The following is a 22890-nucleotide window of genomic DNA, read 5'->3' as shown; positions in this document are numbered from 1 at the left end:
GGTCAGGTGCGCCTGGTCGTAGAAGCTCGCCGCCGTCGCCACCCCTGCGGCCGGCAGGCCGTCGAGCAGCAGCCGGCGGGCGAGGTCGATCCACCGGCCGGTCCGGTACCGGTGCGGGGGCAGGCCGTGCGCCGGGTGAAGGCCCGCACCAGGTGCGTCGGGGAGACGCCGAAGCGGGCGGCGGCCCGGGCACCCCTAGCGGCGCCGACCGCCCGGACCGACCGAGCTTTTCCGCGGAAACCCGCCCCTGGGTTTCCGCGGAAAAGCTCGGCTAGAGGTCGACGACGAGGGCGCCGTCCTCCTCGCGGACCGGGTAGACGCGGACCGGGGCGGCGCCCGACGTCGAGGCGCCGTCGGCCCACCGGTAGGCGTACAGGTGCAGCGGGCAGACCAGGACGTCGACGTCGGTCTGCCCGTCGGCGAGCGGTCCCCCGGCGTGCGGGCAGGCCGCCTGCGTCGCGTGCAGCGAGCCGTCGCGCAGCCGGAAAACCGCCACCTGCACCCCGTCCGCGACGAAGGCCCGGCCCTCCCCCGGCGGGACGTCGTCGACCCGGCCGACCACGTGCGGCGTGCCGGTGCCCGGGGCGGCGGTGCCCGGCTGCGTCTCCGTCGCCGGGGTGCCGAGGTCGGTGCCCGGCGTCGTGGGCCGGGCGGCCTCCAGGTGCGGCGCGCTCATCGGACCGGCACCTTCGGCAGCTCGACCAGCGGCAGCGCCGGGCGGAACTGGCCGGGGGTGGCCGGCTCGGCGGCGTCCTGGCCCCACGGATCGGTGTAGGCGTCGATCGAGCGCTGGATCCCGGCGTCGAGGTCGGCGCAGATGCCCTCGCTGTCCTCCAGCAGCACCGCCTTGATCCTCTCCAGCCCGATCCGCGGCACGAAGTCGTAGGTGCGCTCCAGCCAGTTGGCGTTCTCCCGGTAGTACTGCATGAACCGGCCGGCGAGCTCCATCACGGCCGCCGGGGAGTCGACGGTGGCCAGCAGGTCGCCCTTGCGGATCGTGGCCCCCGCGGCGCCGCCGACGTACACCTCCCACTTCCCGTTGCCCACGGCGACGACGCCGACGTCCTTCACGTAGGCCTCGGCGCAGTTGCGCGGGCAGCCGACGACGGCGAGCTTCATCTTCGCCGGGCTCTCGATGCCCTGGAACCGGGTCTCCAGGTCGATGCCCAGCTGGGTGGAGTCGCCCAGGCCGAAGCGGCAGAAGTCGCTCCCGACGCAGGTCTTCACCGTGCGGAAGCTCTTGCCGTAGGCGTACCCCGAGGGCATGCCCAGGTCGGACCACATGGCCGGCAGGTCCTCCTTCCGGACCCCGAGCAGGTCGATCCGCTGGCCGCCGGTCACCTTGACCATCGGCACCTCGTACTTCTCGGCGACGTCGGCGATCTTCCGCAGCTGCGCGGGCGTGGTCACCCCGCCCTTCATCTGCGGGACGACGGAGAAGGTGCCGTCGCGCTGGATGTTGGCGTGCACCCGGTCGTTGATGAACTCGCCGTCCTTCTCCGGGACGAAGTCGTGGCCCCATATCATCTTCAGCAGCGAGGTGAGGCCCATCTTCGACTTCGCGTCGTCCTTGCCGTCGGGCGCGAGGGTCGCGAAGACCGCGGACACGCTGCGCAGGTCGTGCTCGCGGATGGCCCGGATCAGCTCCGGCTTCGGCATCGGGATGCCCGGCACGTACCAGGACGCCGCCGGGTCCTCGGTGAGCTCGCCGTCGGCGGCCCACTCCACGATCTGCTTCACCAGCGACTTGCACGAGCCGCAGCCCTTGCCGGCGCGGGTGCGGTCCATCACCTCGCCGACGTTCGAGCAGCCCCCGGCCACCGCCCCGCAGATGTCGCCCTTGCTCACGCCGTTGCAGTTGCAGACCTGCGAGTCGGCGGGCATCTCGGCTACACCGACCTCCGCCGCGCCGTCGGAGAGGTCGACCAGCAGCCGGATCCGTTCCTCGGGCAGCGGCGCGCCCCGGTCGAAGGCCTGGGTGAGGAAGGCGACCTTGCGGGTGTCGCCGAGCAGGGTGGCGCCGACGAGCCGGTCGTCGCGGATCACCACCGACAAGTGCACCCCGCGCCTGGGCTCGGAGATGACCAGGAACTCGTCGTCGTCCCGTTCCGGCGTGTTCACACCCATCACAGCGACGTCGACGCCGGCAACCTTGAGCTTCGTCGCCGTCCGGCTGCCGTGGTACTCCGCGTCGGGGTCGGTGCCGGTGAGGACGTCGGCGAGCACCTTGGCGTGCTCCCACGCCGGGGCGACCAGGCCGTAGACCTGGTCGCGGTGCTGGGCGCACTCGCCGATGGCGTAGACGTCGGGGTCGTCGGTGCGCAGCTGGTCGTCGACGACGACCGCCCGCTGCACCTCCAGCCCGGACCGGACGGCGAGGTCGGTGTGCGGCCGCACGCCGGCGGCGACGACGAGCAGGTCGCAGTCCAGCCGGCGGCCGTCCTTGAGCAGCACCCCCTCGACGGAGTCGGTGCCCAGCACCTCGGTGGCCAGGACGTCGAGGTGCACGCCGATGCCGAGGGACTCGACGCTCTTCTTGAGGATCGCCCCGGCCTCGGCGTCGAGCTGGGCGTTCATCAGCCACGGCATCGCGTGCACGAGCTCCACCTGCAGGCCGTGGCCCTGCAGCGCCCGGGCCGCCTCCAGCCCGAGCAGCCCCCCGCCCATGACGACGGCGCGCCGGCAGCGGCCGGTCGCCGCCAGCAGGGCCCGGGTCTCGTCGATGGTGCGGAAGCCGTACACGCCGGGCAGCAGCTCGCCGTCGGGGGTGCGGACGCCGGTCATCGGCGGGATGAACGAGTAGCTGCCGGTGGCCAGGACCAGGTGGTCGTAGCCGGTGACGCTGCCGTCGGCGGCGTGCACCTGCTTGGCCGCGGTGTCGATCCGGTCGACCCGCACCCCGGCGCGCAGCTCGACGCCGTTGTCGGCGTACCACTCGTGGGAGTTGAGCACGATCTCGTCCTCGTGCGACTCCCCGGCCAGCACCGGCGAGAGCATGATCCGGTTGTAGTTGCCGTGCGGCTCGTCGCCGAAGACGGTGATCCGGAACTGCTCCCCGCCGCCGCGCTCGAGCACCTCCTCCACCAACCGCGCGCCGGCCATGCCGTTGCCCACCACGACCAGGCGGCCGCGGGGATCCAGGTCGTCGTCGAGGTGCAGCGTCGTCGCGCCGGTCGGCCGGCCGCCCAGGATCGCCGTCATCAGACCTCCACCAGCCCCAGGTCGACGACGACCTCGCCGGTGACGCCCTCGGGTGCCGCCGCGTGCAGCTCCACGACGGAGCCGCCCACCAGGTCCTCGACCACCCGCAGCGGCACGTGGGTGTCGGCCTTGGCGCCGATCGGGAACCACCGCATCGGCTCGCCGTCGCGCACCAGCAGCACGTACACCAGCTCGGCGGTCGAGTTCCCGCCACGGAAGTACAGCGCCTGCGCCGTCCGCCCGGTGGGCACGGTGTAGGTCAGCGCCGGGTCGACCGGGCCGGGCTTGGCCAGCCCCTCCCCGGTGATCGGGAAGACGCCCTGCAGGAAGCGGGGTGTGCTCTTCACGGATGTTCTCCTCGGGGTCGTCGTCGTGCGGGACGGCGGGTGCGGAACGGGGGCCGCGGGCGGGCGGTGACCGGTCGGGCGGGGCTGGGTGGCGGGGGCCGGGGGCTGGATGCGTTCCTCGGGCCCGTCGACCCGGGTGATGGCGACGGCGCAGACCTTGAAGGCCGGCATCCGGCTGGTCGGGTCGAGCGCGTCGGCGTCGGTGAGCGCGTTGGCGCTGGCCCCGCCGCCCCAGTGGAACGGCACGAAGACGACGTCGGGGCGGATCGTGTCGGTGACCGAGGCGTGGAAGCGGGCCCGCCCGCGACGGGTGGCGAGCTCGACGACGTCGTCGTTCTCGACGCCCAGCGCCCGCGCGAGGTCCGGGTGCAGCTCCGCGCGGGGCGTCGGCGCCATCATCTGCAGGCTGCGCGTCCGGCGGGTCTGGGTGCCCGACTGGTACTGGGCCAGCACCCGGCCGGTGGTGAGCACGTAGGGGTACTCGGCGTCGGGGCGCTCGTGCGCGTCGACGTGCTCCACCCGGACGAAGCGCGCCCGCCCGTCCGGGGTCGCGAAGCGGTCGAGGAACAGCCGCGGCGTCCCGGGGTGGGCGTCGGCGGGGCAGGGCCAGAAGACGCCCTGCTCCTCGTCGATGCGGCGGTAGCTGATGCCCGCGTAGTCGGCCGTCCCGCCGGCGCTGGCCCGGCGGAGCTCCTCGAAGACCGTCTCCGGGTCCCCGCTGAACCGCTCCCCGACGCCCAGCCGGGCGGCGAGCTCGGCGAGCAGCTGCAGGTCGTCCCGCACCCCGGCCGGCGGATCGAGGGCCCGGCGGCGGCGGAGCACGCGGCCCTCGAGGTTGGTCATGGTGCCGGCCTCCTCCGCCCACATGGCGCTGGGCAGCACGACGTCGGCGAGCTCGGCGGTCTCGGAGAGGAAGAAGTCGCTGACGGCCAGGAAGTCCAGGTCGCCCAGCCGGCTGATCACCCGGCGCGCGTCGGGGGCGGAGACGGCGACGTTGGAGGCCAGCACCAGCAGCGCCCGGACCCCGCCGTCGGTGCCGAGGGCGTCGAGCAGCTCGAAGGCGCTCTTCCCCGGCTGCGGCAGTTCGTCGGGGTCGACGTCCCAGACGGCGGCGACGTGCGCCCGGGCGGCGGGGTCGGCCAGCGACCGGTAACCGGGGAGCTGGTCGGCCTTCTGCCCGTGCTCCCGGCCGCCCTGGCCGTTGCCCTGGCCGGTGACGGTGCCCCAGCCGCTGCCCCGCCGCCCGGGCAGGCCGAGGGCGAGCGCGAGGTTGAGCCACGCCTGGGCGGTGTCGGTGCCGCTGCGGTGCTGCTCGGCACCGCGGGCGGTGAGGATCATCGCCTTCTCCGCGCGGGCGAGAGCGAAGACGGTGCGCCGCTGGTCGGGCACCGGCACCCCGGTGAGCCGCTCGACACGGTCGGGCCAGTAGGCGGCGACGCTCTCGCGCACCGCGTCGAACCCGGTGGTGCGCGCGGCCACGTACTCCTCGTCGACCAGCCCCTCGGCCAGCGCGATGTGCAGCAGCCCGTTGGCCAGCGCCAGGTCGGTGCCCGGCAGCGGCTGCAGGTGCAGCGCGGCGTTGCGGGCGGTGGCGGTGCGGCGGGGGTCGACGACGACGTGCTGCGCGCCGCGCTCGCGCCCGGCGTCGAACCACTGCATGGCCGGGGGCATGGTGTCGGCCGGGTTGCTGCCCACCAGGACGACGACGTCGGCGTCGGCGATGTCGCTGAGCGGGAACGGCAGCCCGCGGTCCAGGCCGAAGGCGCGGTTGGCCGCCCCGGCCGCCGAGGACATGCAGAACCGGCCGTTGTAGTCGATGGCGCTGGTGCGCAGCGCCACCCGGGCGAACTTGCCGAACTGGTAGGCCTGCTCGTTGGTGAGCGATCCGCCGCCGAAGCAGCCGACGGCGTCCCGGCCGTGCGTGCGCTGGGTCGCCTCGATCGCGGCGACCACCCGGTCCAGCGCCTCGTCCCAGGTGCTCTCGACCAGCGGGCTGGTGCGGTCGCCGGGGACCGCGCGCACCAGCGGCCGCAGCAGCCGCTCCGGGTGGTCGAGCAGCTCGGCCGACGACCAGCCCTTGGAGCACAGCCCGCCGCGGTTGGTCGGGAAGTCCAGCGGCACCAGGGTGGCCGGGCGGGCGCCGGCGGTGACGGCCATGCCGCACTGCAGCGAGCAGTACGGGCAGTGCGTGTTCGTCGTCCGGGAGGCGCGCACGCCGGCGGCGGTGGACGCGGGCGACACGGTGGCGGACACGGCAGCCAGCGTCGGGGGCCGGCGTTTCCCTTCGTGGACCTCGGCGTCAACGCTGGGTTCCGTCGGCCTCACACGAGGGTGCCGGTCCCTGTGCGGTGGCCACCGAGCATGATCCCCGGCAGATCGCGCCGACCGAGGGAGAGCACGATGACCGAGCCCGACCCGACCGCCGACCCCGACAGCCCGGAGGGCCGCGGCGGCGCGGCCGCGGTGGTGCCGGCCTCCCCGCCCGGTGCCGGGCGGTCGGGGCTCGACCGGCGCCGGATCCTCGGTGCGGCCATCGAGTTCATCGACGACAACGGGTTGACCGCGCTGACCATGCGCCGGCTCGGCGCCCACCTCGGCGTGGAGGCCATGGCGCTGTACCGCTACGTTCCCGGCCGCGAGCAGTTGCTCGACGGCGTCGTGGAGTCGGTCATCGACGAGCTCTACGGCGATCCCGACGTCCACCTGAGCGCGTCGCACGGCTGGCAGGACTACCTGCAGCGGCTGGCGCACGGGGTCCGCCGCATCGCCCTCGCCCATCCGGAGGTGTTCCCGCTGGTCGCCACCCGGCCGCCCGCGGCCCCGTGGGTCCGCCCGCCGCTGCGCAGCCTCCGCTGGGTCGAGTCCTTCCTGGACGCGCTGATCGACAGCGGCTTCACCGAGGAGGCCGCGGTCGCCGCGTACCGGGCGTACTCCAGCTTCCTGCTCGGCCACCTGCTGCTCGAGGTGTCGCAGAAGGGCGTGAAGATCAGCCCGGAGGACCAGCCCGAGGGCGTGCCGGACGCGGCGGGAAGTACCGACCTCAGCCAGTACCCCACCGTCGTCCGGCTGGAGTCGCTGCTCTCGCTCGACGAGTCGGCGGCGGAGTTCGAGGAGGCGCTGGAGAACCTGCTCGGCCGGCTGGAGGTCGTGCTGACCGAGTCGCGCACCCCGCGCCGCGGGGATCCGCGCAGCTGATCCGGGGCCGCGGGGAGATCCGCCCACGGCGATTGTTTACGCCGTAAATGCGCGGGCACCGACGGTGGTGTCCCGCTGGCGCGACACCGCGCCGGGACGAGACGGACCTCCCTGTTCCCCCTGTCCCCAGGAGCCATGCGCATGATCACCGAGCACCAGCTGAGCGACGTCATCGGCAGCACCGCCGTCGGCCCCGACGGCAAGCTGGGCACCGTCGGCGAGGTCTACCTCGACGACGAGACCGGCCGCCCGGAGTGGGCCACCGTCCGCACCGGGATGTTCGGCACCAAGGAGACCTTCGTGCCGCTGGCCGACGCCGACATCTCCGGCGAGGAGCTGCGCGTCCCCTACGCCAAGGACAAGGTCAAGAACGCCCCGCACGTCGACGCCGAGGGCCACCTGTCGCCCGAGGAGGAGACCGAGCTCTACCGCTACTACGGCGTCGGCGGCACCGGCACCGGCACCGACGTCACCGGCGGGGTCACCGACACGACCCGCACCACCACGACCGGCGACACGACCCGCGGCGCCGTGGGCCACGACACCTCCGGCCCCACCACCGACGACGCGATGACCCGGTCGGAGGAGCAGCTGCACGTCGGCACCCAGCGGGTGGAGACCGGCCGCGCCCGGCTGCGCAAGTACGTCGTCACCGAGAACGTGTCGCAGACCGTGCCTGTGTCGCACGAGGAGATCCGCATCGAGCGCGAGCCGATCACCGACGCCAACGTCGGCAACGCCCTCGACGGCCCGGCCATCTCCGAGGAGGAGCACGAGGTCGTGCTCCACGGCGAGCGCCCGGTCGTGGAGAAGGAGGCCGTGCCGGTCGAGCGCGTCCGCCTGGACACCCAGTCCGTCACCGAGCAGGAGACGGTCACCGAGCAGGTCCGCAAGGAGCAGGTGGAGCTGGACACCGACGGAACGGACGGCACCGGCACCCGCCGCTGAGCCCGGCCCCAGCAGTCGGGCGGCGTCGGCGCGGCTCCGGGCCCGCCGACGCCGCCTGCGCCCGATCTCCCGGCCGGCACGTCCCGCCCGCCGTCCCCCTCCCGAGGAGCACTCGCCATGTCCACACCCGCTTCCGCACCCGGCGACGACGCCGGCATCCACCCGGACGGAGCGCACTCCACCCGCGGTGCCGGCCGGGACGCCGTCGACGCGCAGCACTCCCGCTACGGCGGCATCAAGTGGGGCGCGGCGTTCTTCGGCTGGCTCTCCGCCAACGGGCTGGCCGTGCTGCTGATCGCGCTGATCAGCGCGGCCGGCGTCGCCGTCGGCCTCACGGAGGGCGTCCCGACGGTCGACGAGGCCGCCGAGCAGGCGTCCACCATCGGCATCGTCGGCGGCATCGTCCTGCTGGTCGTCCTGTTCCTCGCATACCTGGCCGGGGGCTACGTCGCCGGCCGGATGGCGCGCTTCGACGGGGTCCGCCAGGGCATCGCAGTGTGGGTCATCGGCCTGCTCGTCGTCCTGGCGCTCGCCGTCGCCGGCCTGCTCTTCGGCTCGGAGTACAACGTGCTCCAGCAGCTGAACCTGCCGCGCATCCCGATCGACGAGGGCACCGCCACGACCGGCGGCATCATCGCCCTGGTCGCGGTCCTGGTGCTGACGCTGGTCGGCGCGATCCTCGGCGGCAAGCTGGGCGAGCGCTACCACCGCAAGGTGGACCGCGCCGGCTTCGACGCCGTCTGAGCACCGGTCCCCTGCCGCGGCGCAGGGGGCGATGAGCCCACGACGACGGGGGCCGTCCCACCCGGGGTGGCCCCCGTCGTCGTCGGGCGTGGTCGAATTCGGGGGTGACTCCTCCCGGCCCGACCGTCCGGCGGATCGACGACCCCGACGAGCCCGGCCCCGACGTCCGCGTCGCCGAGCAGCGGGACGTCCCCGCGATCGCCGCCACGCTGACCGTCGCGCTGGCCGACTCCCGCTGGACCCGCTGGGCGCTGCCCGACGACGGCCGGATGCAGCGGCTGACCCGGCTGCACGAGCTGGACGCCGCCCACCGCGGGGTCTCCACCGGCACGGCCTGGGTGACCGAGGACCTCGACGCCGTCGCCGTCTGGGAGCCACCGGCCGGTGCACCCGGCACCCGCCCGCTGCCCGACGACGTGCGCGCCGCGCTCGCCCGGGAGCTGCCGTACCTGCGGGGGCCGCGGGCCCGCGCGGTCGCCGAGACCGAGGCGTTCCTCACCGCGACCCGGCCCGACCGGCCGCACTGGTGGCTGCGCCACCTCGGGGTGCGCCCGTCGGCCCGCCGCAGGGGGCTGGCCGCCGCCGTCCTCGCCCCCGTGCTGGTGCGCTGCGACGCGGAGAAAACCCCCGCCGCCGCCGCCGTCTTCGGCTGGGCGAACGTGCGGTTCCTCCGCGGTTTCGGCTTCCAGGTGGCCGAGACGACCCGCACCACCGACGACGAGCTGCCCCTCTGGGTGCTGGTGCGCGAGCCGCTCTCGCTGAGCTGATCCCCGGCCGGGGAGCCGCGCGGCCCCCCGCGCGGAGAACTGCCGCGCGCGGTGTCGATCCGGGCAGCATCGGTTCGTACAGAGGGTGAGCCGCCGGAGGGACCGCGGCGCCCGAGGAGGATCCGATGCCGCGCTACCTGTTGACCGTCGTCGAGCCGGCCCCCCCGGCCTGGAGCCGGGGCAGGCCGTCGTCTACCTGGTCTTCTCGGAGGGCTACGCCGCCTCGTCGGGGACGCACCTGGTGCGGGAGGACCTCTGCGCCGAGGCCATCCGGCTGGGCCGGCTGCTCGCCGAGCTGATGCCCGACGAGCCGGAGGTCCTCGGGCTGCTGGCGCTCCTGCTGCTCCCCGAGGCCCGCCGCCCGGCACGGACGTCCGCCGACGGCGATCTCGTGCTGCTCGCCGACCAGGACCGGTCGCGCTGGGACGGGCGGCTGGTCGCGGAGGGCCACGCCCTGGTGCGCGGGTGCCTGCGGCGCAACCGACCCGGCCCCTACCAGGTGCAGGCGGCGATCGCGGCGGTGCACGGCGACGCCGCCGCGGCCGCCGACACCGACTGGGCACAGGTGGTGGCGCTCTACGACCAGCTGATGGCCCTGGCGCCGAGCCCGGTCGTCGCCCTGCACCGCGCCGTCGCCGTGGCCGAGGTGGCCGGACCGGCAGCCGGCCTCGCGCTCGTCGAGGAGCTGGAGCTGCCGCGCCACCACCTGCTGCCGGCCGTGCGCGCCGACCTGCTGCGCCGGTCCGGCGGCCCGGCCGAGGCGCTCCGGGCCTACGACGAGGCCCTCCCGCAGGTCTCGAACCAGCGGGAACGGGCGTTCCTCCAGCGGCGCCGCGATGAGTTGTCGGCGTCGCGGCAGTCGGTACAGACATGAGCACCCCTGCAGCCCTCGACGTCACCTTCACCGCACCCATCGAGAAGGACGGCGCCTTCCCCACCTACCTGGTCGTGCCGGACTCCGCCGAGCTGCTGGGCACTCGCCGGGCGGTGAAGGTGACCGGCACCGCCGACGGGCACGCCTTCGCCGCCACCCTCATGCCGTCGGGCGCCGGCCCGCACTGGCTGCCGCTGCGCGCGGCGATCTGCTCGGCCATCGGCAAGAGCCGCGCGGGCGAGGAGGTCACCGTGCACCTGCAGCAGCGGCTGAGCTGACCGGTGCGGTCGGCGGGACGCTCCCGCGGGGCGTCCCGCCGTCAGTCCCAGTTGCGGCGCTGCTTCTTCAGCTGGCCGCGCTGCTTCTTCGCCTCGATCCGGCGCTCCTTGGAGCCCCGGGTCGGCTTGGTGCGTCGGCGGGCCGGCGCCGGCGGGGCGAGCGCGGCGCGGAGGACGGCCGCCAGCCGCTCGCGCGCCGCCTGCCGGTTGCGCAGCTGCTGCCGGTGCTCGCTCGCGACGACGGTCAGCACGCCGTCGACCAGCCGGGTTCCGAGCTGCGCCGCGAGCCGGGCGCGCTGCGACTCGCCGAGGCCCGGGAGCTCCAGCGGCGACACCGACAGCTCCACCCGCGAGTCGGCGGTGTTCACGCCCTGCCCGCCGGGGCCCGACGACCGGGAGAACCGCCACGACAGCGCGGCCGCGGGCACGACGAGGGATCCGGTGACGGGGAGGTCACCGGAGGCGTCGTCGGTCGCGGGCACCGGGACAGTCTCGCCGATGCGGTCAGCCGCCGGGCGGCAGCGGGCCCGGCGCCAGGTGCTCGGCGGTCCAGCCGGGCACCTGCGCGGCCCACCCGGCGCGCTCGTCGGCGGGGATCCCGCGCAGGATCCGCCGCCAGGTGAGCGCGCGCTGCAGCGGGCCGACCCGGAGGGCGACGTCGCGCAGCTCCCGGAGCTCCGCGGCCGTGCCCAGCTCCCGCCACTCGTCGAGGTAGGCGTCGCGCAGGCGGATCAGCCCCTGGTCGCCGGCGGGCAGGCCGAGCACGCGCGCGGCGAACCGCAGCGTGACCACGAGGGTGAGGAAGGGGTGCGACACCGAGGAGTCGCCCCAGTCGAAGAACCGGTGCTGGCCGTCGCTGACGAACAGGTTGGCGTCGTGCAGGTCGTCGTGCTGCAGCGTCGGGGGAACCGGGCCGGCCGCCAGCGCGCGGCATGCTGCCGCGTACCCGGGCAGACCGGCCAGGACCCGGTTGCGGTCCCCGGGAGGCAGCCCGCCGGGGCGCCCCGGCTGCTGCGCCTCGTCGTCGCCGAGGAGGTCGGTGACCAGCGCCGGCAGCCGCTCCGGGCGGTGGTCGGGCACGCCGAGCTCCAGCAGCGCGCCGGCGTGCGGCACCAGCGCGAGCTGCAGCCGCGCGTGGCAGCGGAGCATCGCCTCCCAGGCGGCGGGGTCCGCCGCTCCGGCGGCGCGCAGCGTGCGGCCGCCGTCGGGCAGCAGCAGCAACCGCCGCTGCCGGTGCACCGCCAGCGGCACGAGGACGTGCCCGGGCACCCAGCGCCCGAGCGCCTCCGCCAGCGGCGGCTCGTGCGCTGACCCGGGGCCGACCGCCTTGAGGCAGACGGCTCCCCCACCCCGCAGCGGCAGCCGGAACGCCGTCGACCAGGCCTGCACGTGCGGCTGCTCCGGCGCGCCGCCGAGCTGCCGCCCGGAGCGCGCCACCTGCTCGACCGCCCAGCCCACGGCGGCGTCGCGCCAGCCGGCGTCCTGCCAGGTGGCGACGCCGGTCGTCGCGTCGGGCCCCGGGATCACCGCCGCACCGTAGGCGCCCCGCCCTCCGCCGCCCAGCCGGTTTCCCGGCGGTGGATCAGGCGGGCACCGGGTCGGCTCCGCCGGCCGCGCCCGGGCGGCAGCGGACCAGCCGGCGCACGGTGAGCCAGGAGCCCCGCAGCGCGCCGTGGGTCTCCAGCGCCTCGATCGCGTAGGCCGAGCAGGTCGGGGTGAAGTGGCAGCAGGGGCGGCGCTTCGGGCTGATCTCGCGCTGGTAGAAGCGGACGGCGGCGACGAGGCGGGCCGCCGCGCCGGTGCCCTGCTGCCCGGCCCGGATGGCGGGCACCGAGCGGGGGGCGACGAGCATGAGCTCCAGACCGCAGCCGACCGCGTTGGCCAGGCAGCAGCCGGTGTTCAGGAACAGCAGGTCGCGCAGGCAGGAGTCGTTGCGGCGCCCGTAGCCGCGCGGCGGGCCGTAGCCGGGGCCGTAACCGCCGTACCCGCGCCCGTAGCCCGGCCCGTATCCGGGCCCCAGGCCGCCGTACCCCCGACGGGGACGACGCCGACGCGGACCCCAACCACTGCTCCAGATGAACACCACGGCAGGGAGGTACCGCAGGAGGACGCCGGCCATGCCTGATCTCGCCGCCGCCTCGATCGTGCTCGACGGCCCCCCGGCGCGCTGGCCCCCTCGCCGCCACGATCAGCTGACCTGACATCACGCGTCCTCCCTCACCGTCTGCGGTGCGGGAGGAGGCCCGACGATCAGGTCAGCTGATCATCGCCCGGGTCAGAGGATCGGCTTGCCGCGGTCAGAGGATCGGCTTGCCGCCAGTGACGGCGATGCGGGCGCCGGAGACGTAGGACGACTCGTCGCTGGCCAGCATCACGTAGACCGGCGCGAGCTCGGCCGGCTGCGCGGGCCGGCCGAGGGGCACCTGCTGGCCGAAGCTCTCCACCTTCTCCTCGGGCATGGTCGCCGGGATCAGCGGCGTCCACACCGGTCCGGGGGCGACGCTGTTGGCCCGGATGCCCTTCTCGGCCAGCATCTGGGCCAGCGAGGCGGTGAAGTTGGCGATGCCGGCCTTGGTCATCGCGTAGGCGATCAGGTTCGGGCTCGGGTTGTCGGAGTTCACCGACGACGAGTTGATGATCGAGGCGCCCGACCCCATGTGCGCGAGCGCGTCCTTGGTCAGGGTGAACATCGCGGAGAGGTTCGTGGCGAGGGTGTGGTCCCACTCCTCGTCGGAGACCTCGTCGAGGGAGTCGTGGCTCATCTGGAACGCGGCGTTGTTCACGAGGACGTCGATCCGGCCGAACTCCTCCACCGCCTTCGGGATGACCGTCTTGGCGTGCGCGCGGTCGGCGAGGTCCCCCGGGACCAGGACGCACCTGCGGCCGGCGTCCTCGACGTACTTCGCGGTGTCCTGGGCGTCCTCGTGCTCGTTCAGGTACGAGATGAGGACGTCGGCGCCCTCCCGGGCGAAGGCGATCGCGACAGCGCGGCCGATGCCGCTGTCGCCGCCGGTGATGACCGCGACCTTCCCGGTGAGCCGACCGGAGCCGGAGTAGCTCTCCTCACCGTGGTCGGGCTTGGGGTCCATCTCCCCCAGCGTGCCGGGCGGGGTCTGCTGTTGGGCGGGCTGGGACTCGGGGCGGGGCTCGGACACGGGGGTGCACCTCTCTGGTCGCGACAGGGCAGCACCGAGGGCGCTCGTCTTACGCCCGCGCACGGTGGCGGGTGCTGCGTCGGGCAGCGCCTACCCCGGCGCTCGGCTCACGGAACGCCCTGCGGGCACGTCGCACCGAGCGGGTCCGGACAGCACACGACCCGGGCGGTGGGAGAGGCGCACATCGGTGCGCGCCTCCCCTACCGCCCGGGTCGGGGTCTGATCGGCCATGTCCCCCGGGGGGATGCGGTCGGTTCTCAGGCGGCGCGTGCGGCCGGCGCCTGGGGCGTCGCGGCGCTCAACGGCACCCAACGCATCTCGAGCCGACGCCGGCCCGCTGTATCGGTCACGACGGTCCACCGGCACTCCGGGCAGAAACGCTCTCGCATGTTACAGCCACCTTTCGTTCACCTGCTGTTCACCTTCCTCTCCGACTACGGCATACGTCACACCCCGCAGCACACCTCGTTACCGGATCGTTATCAGACCCTGGGGCGGCGCGTCCGCGGGCCTCGGTCGACGGGACCCGGCCGGCATCGGGCACGCTGGTGGCCCTGATGACCACGACCGCCGCGCCGCCGCTGATCGACGACCCCACCGACCTCACCGCGCTCCGCGCCCGGGGCGGCGATCCCGACGAGCTGTTCGCCTCCTTCGCCGCCTGGGCCGAGGCAGGCGGCACGACGCTGTACCCGGCGCAGGAGGAGGCGCTGATCGAGCTGGTCAGCGGCGCGAACGTCGTCCTGGCCACGCCCACCGGCTCGGGCAAGTCGCTGGTGGCCACCGGGGCGCAGTACGCGGCCCTGGCCGCCGGCCGGCGCAGCTACTACACCGCGCCGATCAAGGCGCTGGTCAGCGAGAAGTTCTTCGCGCTCTGCGGCGTCTTCGGCGCGGCCAACGTCGGCATGCTGACCGGCGACGCGAGCGTCAACGCCGGGGCCCCGATCATCGCCTGCACCGCCGAGGTGCTGGCGAACATCGCGCTGCGCGAGGGCGCGGACGCCGACATCGGGCTCGTGGTCATGGACGAGTTCCACTTCTACGGCGACCCCGACCGCGGCTGGGCCTGGCAGGTGCCGCTGCTGGAGCTGCCGAAGGCGCAGTTCCTGCTGATGAGCGCCACCCTCGGGGACGTCACGTCCCTGCGCGAGGACCTCACCCGCCGCACCGGCCGCCCGACGGCGCTGGTCGCCAACGCAGTCCGCCCGGTGCCGCTGCACCACTACTACGCCACGACGCCGATGCACGAGACGATCCAGGAGCTGCTGGACACCCAGCAGGCGCCGGTCTACGTCGTCCACTTCACCCAGGCGTCGGCGCTGGAGCGCGCCCAGGCCCTGATGAGCGTCAACGTGTGCAGCAAGCAGGAGAAGGCCGCGATCGCCGACCTGATCGGCGGCTTCCGGTTCTCCTCCGCCTTCGGGACGACGCTGTCGCGGCTGGTCCGCCACGGCATCGGGGTCCACCACGCCGGGATGCTGCCGAAGTACCGGCGGCTGGTGGAGCAGCTCGCGCAGGCCGGGCTGCTCAAGGTCATCTGCGGCACCGACACCCTCGGCGTCGGCATCAACGTGCCGATCCGCACCGTCGTCTTCTCCGCGCTGAGCAAGTACGACGGCACCCGCACCCGGCTGCTCCAGGTCCGCGAGTTCCACCAGATCGCCGGGCGGGCCGGCCGCGCCGGCTACGACACGGCGGGCACCGTCGTCGTGCAGGCGCCGGAGCACGAGGTGGAGAACCTCAAGCAGTTCGCCAAGGTCGCCGACGACCCGAAGAAGCGCCGCAAGCTGGTGCGCAAGAAGGTGCCCGACGGCATGGTGCCGTGGAGCGAGTCGACGATGAACCGGCTGGTCGAGGGGGAACCCGAGAAGCTGACCAGCCACATGCGGGTGACGACGGCGATGGTCCTCGACGTCGTCGACCGGCCGGGCGACCCGTTCGCGGCGATGCGCCGGCTGCTGACGGAGAACCACGAGCCGCGCCCCAAGCAGCTGAAGCTGATCCGCGACGCCATCGGCATCGCGCGGTCGCTGCTGCAGGCCGGCGTCCTGGAGCGGCTCCCAGAGCCGGAGCCCGACGGCCGCCGCTACGACCTGACGCTGGACCTGCCGCCGGACTTCGCGCTCAACCAGCCGCTGTCGACGTTCGCGCTGGCCGCCATCGACCTGCTCGACCCGGAGTCCGACACGTACGCCCTCGACGTCGTCAGCGTCATCGAGGCGACCCTCGACGACCCACGCCAGATCCTCGCCGCCCAGCTGAACAAGGCCAAGGGCGAGGCCGTCGCGCAGATGAAGGCCGAGGGCATCGAGTACGACGAGCGGATCGAGCTGCTCGAGGAGGTCAGCTACCCCAAGCCGCTGGAGGAGCTGCTCGGGCACGCCTTCGACGTCTACCGGCAGAGCAACCCGTGGGCGGCCGACGGGCAGCTGTCGCCGAAGTCCGTCGTCCGGGAGATGTGGGAGCGGGCGTTCACCTTCCGGGAGTTCGTGAACACCTACGGGCTGACCCGCGCCGAGGGCGCCGTGCTGCGCTACCTCTCCGACGCGTTCAAGGCGCTGCGCTCCGGTGTGCCCGCCGCGGCGCGCACCGAGGAGGTGACCGACCTCGTCGAGTGGCTCGGCGAGCTGGTGCGCCAGGTCGACAGCTCGCTGCTGGACGAGTGGGAGCAGCTCACCTCACCGGACCAGCCGCTGGACGTGCCGGTCGCCGTCCCCGCCCGCCCGCGGCCGCTGACCGGCAACGAGCGCGCCTTCACCGCGATGGTCCGGAACGCGCTGTTCCGCCGGGTGGAGCTGTGGGCCCGCCGCCGCTGGTACGACCTCGGCGAGCTGGACGCCGGCGCCGGCTGGGACGCCGAGCGCTGGGGCGAGGTCGTGCAGGCCTACTTCGCCGAGCACCCCGAGGTGAACACCGGCGGCGACGCCCGCGGGCCGGCGCTCCTCATCTGGGACAAGGCCGAGCCCGGCATCTGGCGGGTGCGGCAGATCGTCGACGACCCCGAGGGCCACCACGACTGGGGCTTCGACGTCGAGGTGGACCTGGCGGCCTCCGACGAGGAGGGCGCCGCGGTCATCCGGCTCGTGGACGCCGGCCGCAGGGACTGAGGTGGCCATGCCTGCCGACCGGCCGCCGGGGGGCCGGCCCTGACCGGCCGCTCGAGCACGTCCGGGGCGGCCCCGGCGGTTGCCGCCGGGACGACCATCGCCGTCCGGGGGGCCGGTGACGACGGGGGCCGGTGCGTCGCCGGGGCGGTCCGGCGGGGCCGGACTCGGCGTCAGGGCGGGTGCACGCACGGCATCGGCCGGCGCCGTGCCAGGCTCCTCGCGATGGGCGCATGACGGGGTGGGAGATGGTCGCGGTGGCGGCCGCCGGGTTCGCCGCCGGCGGGATCAACGCCGTCGTCGGTTCGGGGACGCTGGTGAGCTTCCCGGTGCTGCTCGCCGTCGGCCTGCCGCCCGTGCCCGCCACGATCAGCAACTCCCTCGGGCTGGTCGCGGGCAACCTGAGCGGGGCGATCGGCTACCGGCGCGAGCTGCGCGGGCAGCGGCGCCTGCTCCTGCGGCTCATGCCCGCCTCGGTCCTCGGCGCGCTCACCGGCGCCTTCCTGCTGCTGCACCTGCCCGCCGCCACCTTCGAGGCGGTCGTGCCGGTGCTCATCGGCATCGCCGTCCTGCTCGTCGTCCTCCAGCCGGCGGTCGCGCGCCGGCTGCCGGCCGGGGAGCGCGAGGGCGGATCGCCGCTCACGAGGGGGCGGCTCGCCGCCCTCGTCGCCGGCGCGTACGTCACCGGCACCTACGGCGGCTACTTCGCCGCCAGCCAGGGGGTGCTGCAGATCGGCATCTTCGGCCTGCTGCTGCGCGAGTCGCTGCAGCGGCTGAACGCGCTCAAGAACGTGCTGACCCTCACCGTCAACGGGGTGGCCGCCGGCGCGTACGTCGTCGTGGCCACCGACCGCATCGACTGGGCGGCCGCCGGGCTGCTGGCCGCCGGCTCGCTGGTGGGCGGCGCGGTCAGCTCCCGGTACGGCCGCCGCCTGCCCGCGGTGGTCCTGCGGACGGCCATCGTCGTCCTCGGGGTCGTCGCCATCGTGGTGCTGGTGACCGGATGAGCGGCTGGGAGTTCGCCTTCCTGGTGGTCGCCGGCGTCGGCGCGGGGCTGTCCGGCAGCATCGCCGGGCTCGCCTCCCTGGTGAGCTACCCCGCGCTGCTGGCCACCGGGCTGCCACCGGTCACCGCGAACGTCACCAACACCGTCGCGCTGGTCCTCAACGCGGTGGGCTCGGTGAGCGCCTCCCGCCCGGAGCTGCGCGGGCAGACCCGGCGGCTGCGGCCGCTGCTGCTCGCCGCCGTGCTCGGCGGCGCCACCGGGGCGGGGCTGCTGCTGCTCACGCCCTCGGACGCCTTCGAGCGGATCGTGCCGTGGCTGATCGGCGGGGCCTCGCTGGCCATCCTCGTGCAACGCCCGCCGCGCGAGCTGGCCGCCGAGGGGGCGCAGCACGCCGCCGCGCCAGATCCGCGCTGGCTGCCGCTGGGCACCTTCGCGGTGACCATCTACGGCGGCTACTTCGGCGCCGCCGCGGGCGTGCTGCTGCTGGCGATGTACCTGCTCTCCACCGGCGAGGGGCTGCCCCGCGGCAACGCGATGAAGAACGTCGTGCTCGGCGTGGCCAACGGCATCGCGGCCGTCGGGTTCGTCCTCCTCGCCGACGTCGCCTGGTCGGCGGCGCTGCCGCTGGCGCTGGGCTTCTTCCTCGGCGGCCGGCTCGGGCCACGGGTGGTGCGCCGGGCGCCGCAGGGCGCGCTGCGCACGGTCATCGCCGTCGCCGGGCTCGGCCTCGCCGTGCACCTCGGCCTCCAGGCCTACACCTGACGGCCGCGCGGTCCGCCCCCACCGCGCGCGGAACGTCGGCGGGGGCGCGACCGCGCCGGTCAGCCGCGCGAGACGTAGGCCGACAGGAAGAGCACGAAGGCGCTCACCAGCAGCAGCAGCCGGGCCGGCGTCAGACCGTTGACCAGCGTCGCGGTCGACTCCACCCACTGCGGCCGGACCCCGGCCTCCCGGGCGCGCTGCCGCACGATGCGCACCTCGTCGGCCAGCAGGACGCCGGAGGCGCCGAGCAGGCTCAGCCCGACGACGGCGAAGGTCAGCGCCAGCCGGTCGTCGAAGACGTCGGCCGAACCGCCGAGCACCAGGACGACGACCAGCCCGAGCAGCAGGCCCAGCAGCCCGCCGGCGACCGGGGCCCACGGCCCCATCACCGTCAGCGGTCCGCGACGCGGCATGCGCGGCCGGGGCCGCACGTTCACCGGTGCCGTCGCGTGCATGCCGGGGACGACGTCGCCGTCGGCCCCCGGCGCCTCCGCGCCCTCCGGCGCGGCAGCCGGCTCGGACACCGCGGGCGCCGTGACCGTCGGCGGCGCCTCGGGGCCGGCGGGCCGCACGACCGGGATCTCCGCCGTCCCCGGGCCGGCGGCCGTACTTCCGTTGCGTTCACTCATGGATCAATCACCTCGTGCGCCACGCTAGGCGCACCGCCCCCGGGAGCGGGGGACGCCGCCCCGGCGGACCCCTCACGCACCGTGATGCCGCGCCGCGCCTCCCCGCGCGGGTGGCTAGGCTGCGCCCGGTGAACGCGGCTGCGCTGGTCCTGCCGGAGTTCGCCCTCCTCCTCATCGGCCTGCTGCTGCGCCGCTTCGCCTGGCGGTCGCCGGGTTTCTGGGTCGACCTGGAGCGGCTGGTCTACTTCGTGCTCTTCCCGGCGCTGCTCTTCCGCACCACGCTGTCGGCGGACCTGGCCGCGGCCGGTTCGGGCGGGGCCGTGCTGGCCGCGCTGGGGGCCCTGAGCGCCGGGGCCCTGCTGGGCGCGGTGGTCCGGTGGCTGCCCGGCGTCGACCGGATGACCGCGGCCTCGGGATGGCAGACGGCGTTCCGGTTCAACACCTTCATCGCCCTGGCGCTGGTCGACGACCTCGGGGTCCCCGCCCTCGCGCTCATGGGCGTGCTGCTCGGGGTGACGGTCCCGCTGGTCAACGTCCTGGCGGTCACGGCGCTGGCCCGCAGCGCCCCCGGCGGGGCGGCCGGCCGACGCGGCCTCGGAGTGCTGGCCGCCGTGGCCCGCAACCCGCTGATCCTCGCCACGGTCGCGGGCCTGGGCGGCAACCTGCTCGGGCTGACGCTGCCGTCACCGGTCGACGCGACCCTCTCCCGGCTGGCCGCCGCGGCGGTGCCGCTGGGCCTGCTCGCGGTCGGCGCGGCCCTGCGCCTGGCCGGCCTGCCGCGCGGGCAGCGCCTCATGGCCGCCTACCTCGGCGCCGTCAAGCTGCTGGCCGTGCCGGCGGTGGCCCTCGGCCTCGCGGCGCTGCTCGGCGTGGAGGGCGACCAGCGGTTCGTCGTCCTCGCGCTCGCCGCCGTGCCCCCGGCCACCGCGTCCTACGTCCTCGCCGCCCGGATGCAGGGCAACGGCACGTTCGTGGCCGCCCAGGTCTCCGCGACGACGACGGCCGCGCTGCTCACGCTGCCGCTGTGGCTGGCGCTGACCGGCTGAGCGCCCGCAACCGGCCGCCGCCCGCGCGGGTCACAGCAGCCGGCGGCTGTCCTCGCCCACCACCCGCAGCCAGCGGTAGCCGTAGGCCTCCAGCGCCAGTTCCGCGGCGCCGTCGTCCCCCAGCTCGGTGCTGCCGGCCGTCAGCAGGTCCTCGAGGCGGTGCCTGCTGTCGCAGCCGGGCACGGTCAACGGCACCGTCCGCGGCTCCGGCCCCAGGTTGTGCAGGGTGACCAGCGCCGCGTCGTCCCAGCTGCAGAGCAGGGCCAGCACCGAGGCGTGCGGCTGGTCGAGGACGGCGAAGTCGCCCCAGCCCAGCTCCGGGGACTCCCGGTAGCGGCGGATGAGCAGCTTCATGAACGACAGGAGCGAATCCGGATCGCGGCGCTGGTCGGCGACGTTGACGAACTCGGGGCCGAACCCGCCGTCGACGACCGGCCGGGTCAGCTCCTCGGCCGGTCCGCGGGAGAACCCGCCGTTGACCCCGCTGGTCCACTGCATCGGCGTGCGCACCGAGAGCCGGCTGCCGGCGGAGAGGTCCTCCCCCATGCCGATCTCCTCGCCGTAGAAGAGCACCGGCGTGCCCGGCAGCGCGAACAGCAGGCTGTAGACCATCCGCACCCGGCGCGGATCACCGGACATCATCGGGGGCAGCCGCCGGATCAGGCCCCGGTCGTAGACCTGCATCCGCCGCTCGGGACCGAAGGCGGCGAAGACCTCGGCGCGCTCGTCGTCGCTCAGCTTGTCCAGCGTCAGCTCGTCGTGGTTGCGCACGAACGTCCCCCACTGGCTGTCCGGGGAGATCTCCGGCCGGGCCGCGAGCGCGGCGGCGAGCGGCCCGGCGTCGCCGCGGGCCAGGGACAGGTAGGTCTGCTGCATGGTGACGAAGTCGAACTGCATGGTCAGCTCGTCGCCGTCCTGGCCGCCGAAGAAGGGCACCTGCTCCTCGAAGGGCAGGTTCACCTCGCCGAGCAGCACGCCCGATCCGGTCCGCCGGCCGAGGAAGGAGCGCAGGGCGCGGAGGTAGGCGTGCGGGTCGGGGAACCGCGACGCGGTCTCCTCGTCCAGCCCGGCGGTCTCCAGCAGGAACGGCACGGCGTCGACGCGGAACCCGGACAACCCGAGCTGGAGCCAGAAGCCCATGATCTTGGCGATCTCGTCGCGGACCTTCGGGTTGGCGACGTTGAGGTCGGGCTGCTCGGAGTAGAAGCGGTGCATGTACCACTCGCCGGTCTCCGGGCTGTGCGTCCAGACGCCGCCCTCGGCGTCGGGGAAGACCACCTTGTCGCTGGTGTCCGGCGGCTCGTCGTCCCGCCACACGTAGAAGTCGCGGTACGGGGAGTCCTTGCTCTCCTTCGCCGACCGGAACCACGGGTGCTGGTCGGAGGTGTGGTTGACCACCAGGTCGGCGATCACCCGCATCCCCCGGTCGTTCGCCGTCCGGATCATCTCGACCAGGTCGCCGTGGTCGCCCAGCCGGGGATCGACCCCGTAGTAGTCGGTGATGTCGTAGCCGTCGTCCCGGCCGGCGGTCGGGTAGAAGGGCATCAGCCACAGGCAGGTGACGCCGAGGTCGGCGAGGTGGTCCAGCCGCTGCGCCAGCCCCTGGAGGTCACCGACGCCGTCGCCGTTCCAGTCCATGAACGTCTCGACGTCCAGGCAGTAGACGACGGCGTTCTTCCACCACAGGTCGGACGTGTCGGTGATCCGCACGGGTCACCCCCTCAGTCCAGGACGGCGGGCTCGGGCGCCTGCGCCGGACGGCGTGGCTCGACCGGGCCGGGCGGGTCGATGGCCACCGCCGGCGCCGGTGCGGTGACGTCCAGCTGGGGCAGCACGTGCTCGCCGAAGGCGTCGAGGAACGCCCGCTGCTCCTTGGGCACGTGGTGGACGTACACCTGGTCGAAGCCGAGGTCGACGTACTCCTGGATCCAGGCGGCGTGCCGGCCCAGATCGCTGGAGATGCGCACCACCTCGCCGACGGCCTCCGGGGTGACGTGCGCACTGGCCTGGTCGAAGGCGAGCGTGGTGTCCAGGTCCCAGCACAGCGGCGGCGGGAACACGTTGCTGCGCCACTGGTCGTGGGCCAGGGCCGCGGCCCGGTCGGGGTCGGGGTCCCAGGAGACGTGCACCTGGATGGCCAGCGTGCCCTGCCCGCCGGCGTCCCGGTAGGAGGCGACGACCTCGCGCAGGGTCTCGTGCGGCTGGTTGATCGTCACCAGGCCGTCGGCCCACTCGGCGTGCCGGGCGGCGGTCCGCGCCGTGACCGCGGGGGCGATGAGCGCCGGCTGCTGCTCGGGCAGGGTCCAGATCCGCGCCCGGTCGACGGTGACCAGCCCGTCGTGGCTGACCTCCTCGCCGGCCAGCAGCGCCCGGATGATGTCGATGCACTCGCGCAGCCGGGCGTCGCGCAACTCCTTGCGCGGCCAGACGTGCCCGGTGACGTGCTCGTTCATCGCCTCGCCGGAACCGAGGGCCGCCCAGAACCGGCCGGGGAACATCGCCCCCAGGGTGGCGATCGCCTGGGCCACGATCACCGGGTGGTAGCGCTGGCCGGGGGCGTTCACCGCGCCGAACGGCAGCGACGTCGTCGCCATCGCCGCACCCAGCCACGACCAGGCGAACCCCGACTCCCCCTGCCGCGGGTTCCAGGGGGTGAGGTGGTCCGAGCACATCGCGGCGGTGAAGCCCACCTCCTCGGCGTGCCGGACGGCGTCCAGCAGCGCCGTGGGATGGACCTGCTCGTGCGAGTTGTGGAATCCGATCACCGGCATGGCCGATGCCTACCGGAGCGCAGGCGCCCCGGCCAGCGGGAACGAACCCGGCCCGGCCGCGCG

The 22890-nt window shown here is 74.6% G+C and carries 20 protein-coding genes and 1 pseudogene; 10 read left to right on the top strand and 11 right to left on the bottom strand.

All coding sequences use genetic code 11. The features are described 5' to 3' along the window. Positions 1 to 12: 12 nt before the first annotated feature. From ACI790_RS18430 to ACI790_RS18415, 4 genes and pseudogenes are all read right to left on the bottom strand, one after another. Positions 13 to 72 (bottom strand): annotated as a pseudogene (locus tag ACI790_RS18430) (hypothetical protein); the annotation flags it as partial. A gap of 199 nt (positions 73 to 271) precedes the next feature. Then, positions 272 to 676, bottom strand: a complete 405-nt coding sequence (locus ACI790_RS18425) for a Rieske (2Fe-2S) protein (RefSeq protein ID WP_456571237.1) — start codon at positions 674 to 676, stop codon at positions 272 to 274. After that, positions 673 to 3201, bottom strand: coding sequence for a nitrite reductase large subunit NirB (gene nirB / locus ACI790_RS18420; RefSeq protein ID WP_456571236.1), 2529 nt, complete (start codon positions 3199 to 3201; stop codon positions 673 to 675). Before nirB ends, ACI790_RS18425 begins: the two co-directional genes overlap by 4 nt. Further along, positions 3201 to 5801 carry a molybdopterin oxidoreductase family protein gene (locus tag ACI790_RS18415; RefSeq protein ID WP_456571235.1) on the bottom strand — a complete coding sequence of 867 codons (2601 nt, stop codon included), beginning with the start codon at positions 5799 to 5801 and terminating at the stop codon, positions 3201 to 3203. The genes nirB and ACI790_RS18415 overlap by 1 nt, the downstream gene beginning before the upstream one ends. Before the next feature lie 147 nt (positions 5802 to 5948). On the opposite strand from ACI790_RS18415, the gene ACI790_RS18410 reads away from it, so the two are divergent. The 6 genes from ACI790_RS18410 to ACI790_RS18385 all read left to right on the top strand — a co-directional run bounded on the left by ACI790_RS18410 (position 5949) and on the right by ACI790_RS18385 (position 10354). Further along, positions 5949 to 6743 carry a TetR/AcrR family transcriptional regulator C-terminal domain-containing protein gene (locus ACI790_RS18410; RefSeq protein WP_456571234.1) on the top strand — a complete coding sequence of 265 codons (795 nt, stop codon included), beginning with the start codon at positions 5949 to 5951 and terminating at the stop codon, positions 6741 to 6743. Between the two features lie 141 nt (positions 6744 to 6884). After that, on the top strand, positions 6885 to 7691 hold the full coding sequence (locus ACI790_RS18405) for a DUF2382 domain-containing protein (protein ID WP_456571233.1): 807 nt from the start codon (positions 6885 to 6887) through the stop codon (positions 7689 to 7691). A 117-nt stretch (positions 7692 to 7808) separates the two neighbouring features. Then, positions 7809 to 8435 carry a hypothetical protein gene (locus tag ACI790_RS18400; protein WP_456571232.1) on the top strand — a complete coding sequence of 209 codons (627 nt, stop codon included), beginning with the start codon at positions 7809 to 7811 and terminating at the stop codon, positions 8433 to 8435. Between the two features lie 104 nt (positions 8436 to 8539). Beyond that, entirely contained in the window at positions 8540 to 9202 is a 663-nt protein-coding gene (locus ACI790_RS18395; protein WP_456571231.1) for an N-acetyltransferase, read from the top strand. Positions 9203 to 9287: 85 nt separating this feature from the next. Further along, a complete protein-coding gene (locus ACI790_RS18390) occupies positions 9288 to 10076 on the top strand; it encodes an RNA polymerase sigma factor (protein ID WP_456571230.1) in 789 nt (262 codons plus the stop codon). Then, a complete protein-coding gene (locus ACI790_RS18385) occupies positions 10073 to 10354 on the top strand; it encodes a DUF1905 domain-containing protein (protein WP_456571229.1) in 282 nt (93 codons plus the stop codon). The genes ACI790_RS18390 and ACI790_RS18385 overlap by 4 nt, the downstream gene beginning before the upstream one ends. A 41-nt stretch (positions 10355 to 10395) precedes the next feature. On the opposite strand, the gene arfB is transcribed toward ACI790_RS18385, so the two are convergent. The 4 genes from arfB to ACI790_RS18365 form a co-directional block, all read right to left on the bottom strand. Continuing rightward, positions 10396 to 10836: an alternative ribosome rescue aminoacyl-tRNA hydrolase ArfB gene (gene arfB, locus ACI790_RS18380; RefSeq protein ID WP_456571228.1), complete on the bottom strand. Its 441-nt coding sequence runs from the start codon at positions 10834 to 10836 to the stop codon at positions 10396 to 10398. A gap of 22 nt (positions 10837 to 10858) precedes the next feature. After that, a complete protein-coding gene (locus ACI790_RS18375; RefSeq protein WP_456571227.1) occupies positions 10859 to 11881 on the bottom strand; it encodes a phosphotransferase in 1023 nt (340 codons plus the stop codon). 55 nt (positions 11882 to 11936) lie between these two features. Then, a complete protein-coding gene (gene yidD, locus ACI790_RS18370) occupies positions 11937 to 12473 on the bottom strand; it encodes a membrane protein insertion efficiency factor YidD (protein WP_456571226.1) in 537 nt (178 codons plus the stop codon). Positions 12474 to 12651: 178 nt separating this feature from the next. Then, on the bottom strand, positions 12652 to 13509 hold the full coding sequence (locus ACI790_RS18365) for an SDR family oxidoreductase (RefSeq protein ID WP_456571225.1): 858 nt from the start codon (positions 13507 to 13509) through the stop codon (positions 12652 to 12654). A 557-nt stretch (positions 13510 to 14066) separates the two neighbouring features. On the opposite strand from ACI790_RS18365, the gene ACI790_RS18360 reads away from it, so the two are divergent. The 3 genes from ACI790_RS18360 (at position 14067) to ACI790_RS18350 (ending at position 18381) form a co-directional block, all read left to right on the top strand. After that, positions 14067 to 16616 (top strand): DEAD/DEAH box helicase, encoded by a 2550-nt coding sequence (locus ACI790_RS18360; protein ID WP_456571224.1) that lies wholly within the window; start codon positions 14067 to 14069, stop codon positions 16614 to 16616. Between the two features lie 230 nt (positions 16617 to 16846). Continuing rightward, on the top strand, positions 16847 to 17620 hold the full coding sequence (locus ACI790_RS18355; protein WP_456571223.1) for a sulfite exporter TauE/SafE family protein: 774 nt from the start codon (positions 16847 to 16849) through the stop codon (positions 17618 to 17620). Next, positions 17617 to 18381: a sulfite exporter TauE/SafE family protein gene (locus tag ACI790_RS18350; RefSeq protein ID WP_456571222.1), complete on the top strand. Its 765-nt coding sequence runs from the start codon at positions 17617 to 17619 to the stop codon at positions 18379 to 18381. Before ACI790_RS18355 ends, ACI790_RS18350 begins: the two co-directional genes overlap by 4 nt. Positions 18382 to 18440: 59 nt before the next feature. Here the strand turns inward: ACI790_RS18350 and ACI790_RS18345 are convergent, their stop codons facing one another. Then, positions 18441 to 19010 (bottom strand): hypothetical protein, encoded by a 570-nt coding sequence (locus tag ACI790_RS18345; protein WP_456571221.1) that lies wholly within the window; start codon positions 19008 to 19010, stop codon positions 18441 to 18443. Positions 19011 to 19138: 128 nt separating this feature from the next. On the opposite strand from ACI790_RS18345, the gene ACI790_RS18340 reads away from it, so the two are divergent. Next, a complete protein-coding gene (locus ACI790_RS18340) occupies positions 19139 to 20056 on the top strand; it encodes an AEC family transporter (protein ID WP_456571220.1) in 918 nt (305 codons plus the stop codon). 30 nt (positions 20057 to 20086) lie between these two features. On the opposite strand, the gene ACI790_RS18335 is transcribed toward ACI790_RS18340, so the two are convergent. Both ACI790_RS18335 and ACI790_RS18330 read right to left on the bottom strand, forming a co-directional pair. Then, positions 20087 to 21766 carry an alpha-amylase family protein gene (locus ACI790_RS18335; protein ID WP_456571219.1) on the bottom strand — a complete coding sequence of 560 codons (1680 nt, stop codon included), beginning with the start codon at positions 21764 to 21766 and terminating at the stop codon, positions 20087 to 20089. Positions 21767 to 21777: 11 nt separating this feature from the next. Then, positions 21778 to 22827 (bottom strand): TIGR03885 family FMN-dependent LLM class oxidoreductase, encoded by a 1050-nt coding sequence (locus ACI790_RS18330; RefSeq protein ID WP_456571218.1) that lies wholly within the window; start codon positions 22825 to 22827, stop codon positions 21778 to 21780. Positions 22828 to 22890: the final 63 nt, after the last annotated feature.

Source organism: Blastococcus sp. SYSU DS0539, from assembly GCF_054050855.1.
The sequence above is the reverse complement of the archived record's forward strand: the minus strand, read 5'-3'. Positions and strand labels throughout refer to the sequence as shown.

Coding starts and splice junctions, on each gene's coding strand:
- ACI790_RS18425 (WP_456571237.1), bottom strand. CDS start 676: ATGAGCGCGCCGCACCTGGAGGCCGCCCGGCCCACGACGCCGGGCACC.
- nirB (WP_456571236.1), bottom strand. CDS start 3,201: ATGACGGCGATCCTGGGCGGCCGGCCGACCGGCGCGACGACGCTGCAC.
- ACI790_RS18410 (WP_456571234.1), top strand. CDS start 5,949: ATGACCGAGCCCGACCCGACCGCCGACCCCGACAGCCCGGAGGGCCGC.
- ACI790_RS18405 (WP_456571233.1), top strand. CDS start 6,885: ATGATCACCGAGCACCAGCTGAGCGACGTCATCGGCAGCACCGCCGTC.
- ACI790_RS18400 (WP_456571232.1), top strand. CDS start 7,809: ATGTCCACACCCGCTTCCGCACCCGGCGACGACGCCGGCATCCACCCG.
- ACI790_RS18385 (WP_456571229.1), top strand. CDS start 10,073: ATGAGCACCCCTGCAGCCCTCGACGTCACCTTCACCGCACCCATCGAG.
- yidD (WP_456571226.1), bottom strand. CDS start 12,473: ATGGCCGGCGTCCTCCTGCGGTACCTCCCTGCCGTGGTGTTCATCTGG.
- ACI790_RS18360 (WP_456571224.1), top strand. CDS start 14,067: ATGACCACGACCGCCGCGCCGCCGCTGATCGACGACCCCACCGACCTC.
- ACI790_RS18355 (WP_456571223.1), top strand. CDS start 16,847: ATGACGGGGTGGGAGATGGTCGCGGTGGCGGCCGCCGGGTTCGCCGCC.
- ACI790_RS18350 (WP_456571222.1), top strand. CDS start 17,617: ATGAGCGGCTGGGAGTTCGCCTTCCTGGTGGTCGCCGGCGTCGGCGCG.
- ACI790_RS18345 (WP_456571221.1), bottom strand. CDS start 19,010: ATGAGTGAACGCAACGGAAGTACGGCCGCCGGCCCGGGGACGGCGGAG.
- ACI790_RS18330 (WP_456571218.1), bottom strand. CDS start 22,827: ATGCCGGTGATCGGATTCCACAACTCGCACGAGCAGGTCCATCCCACG.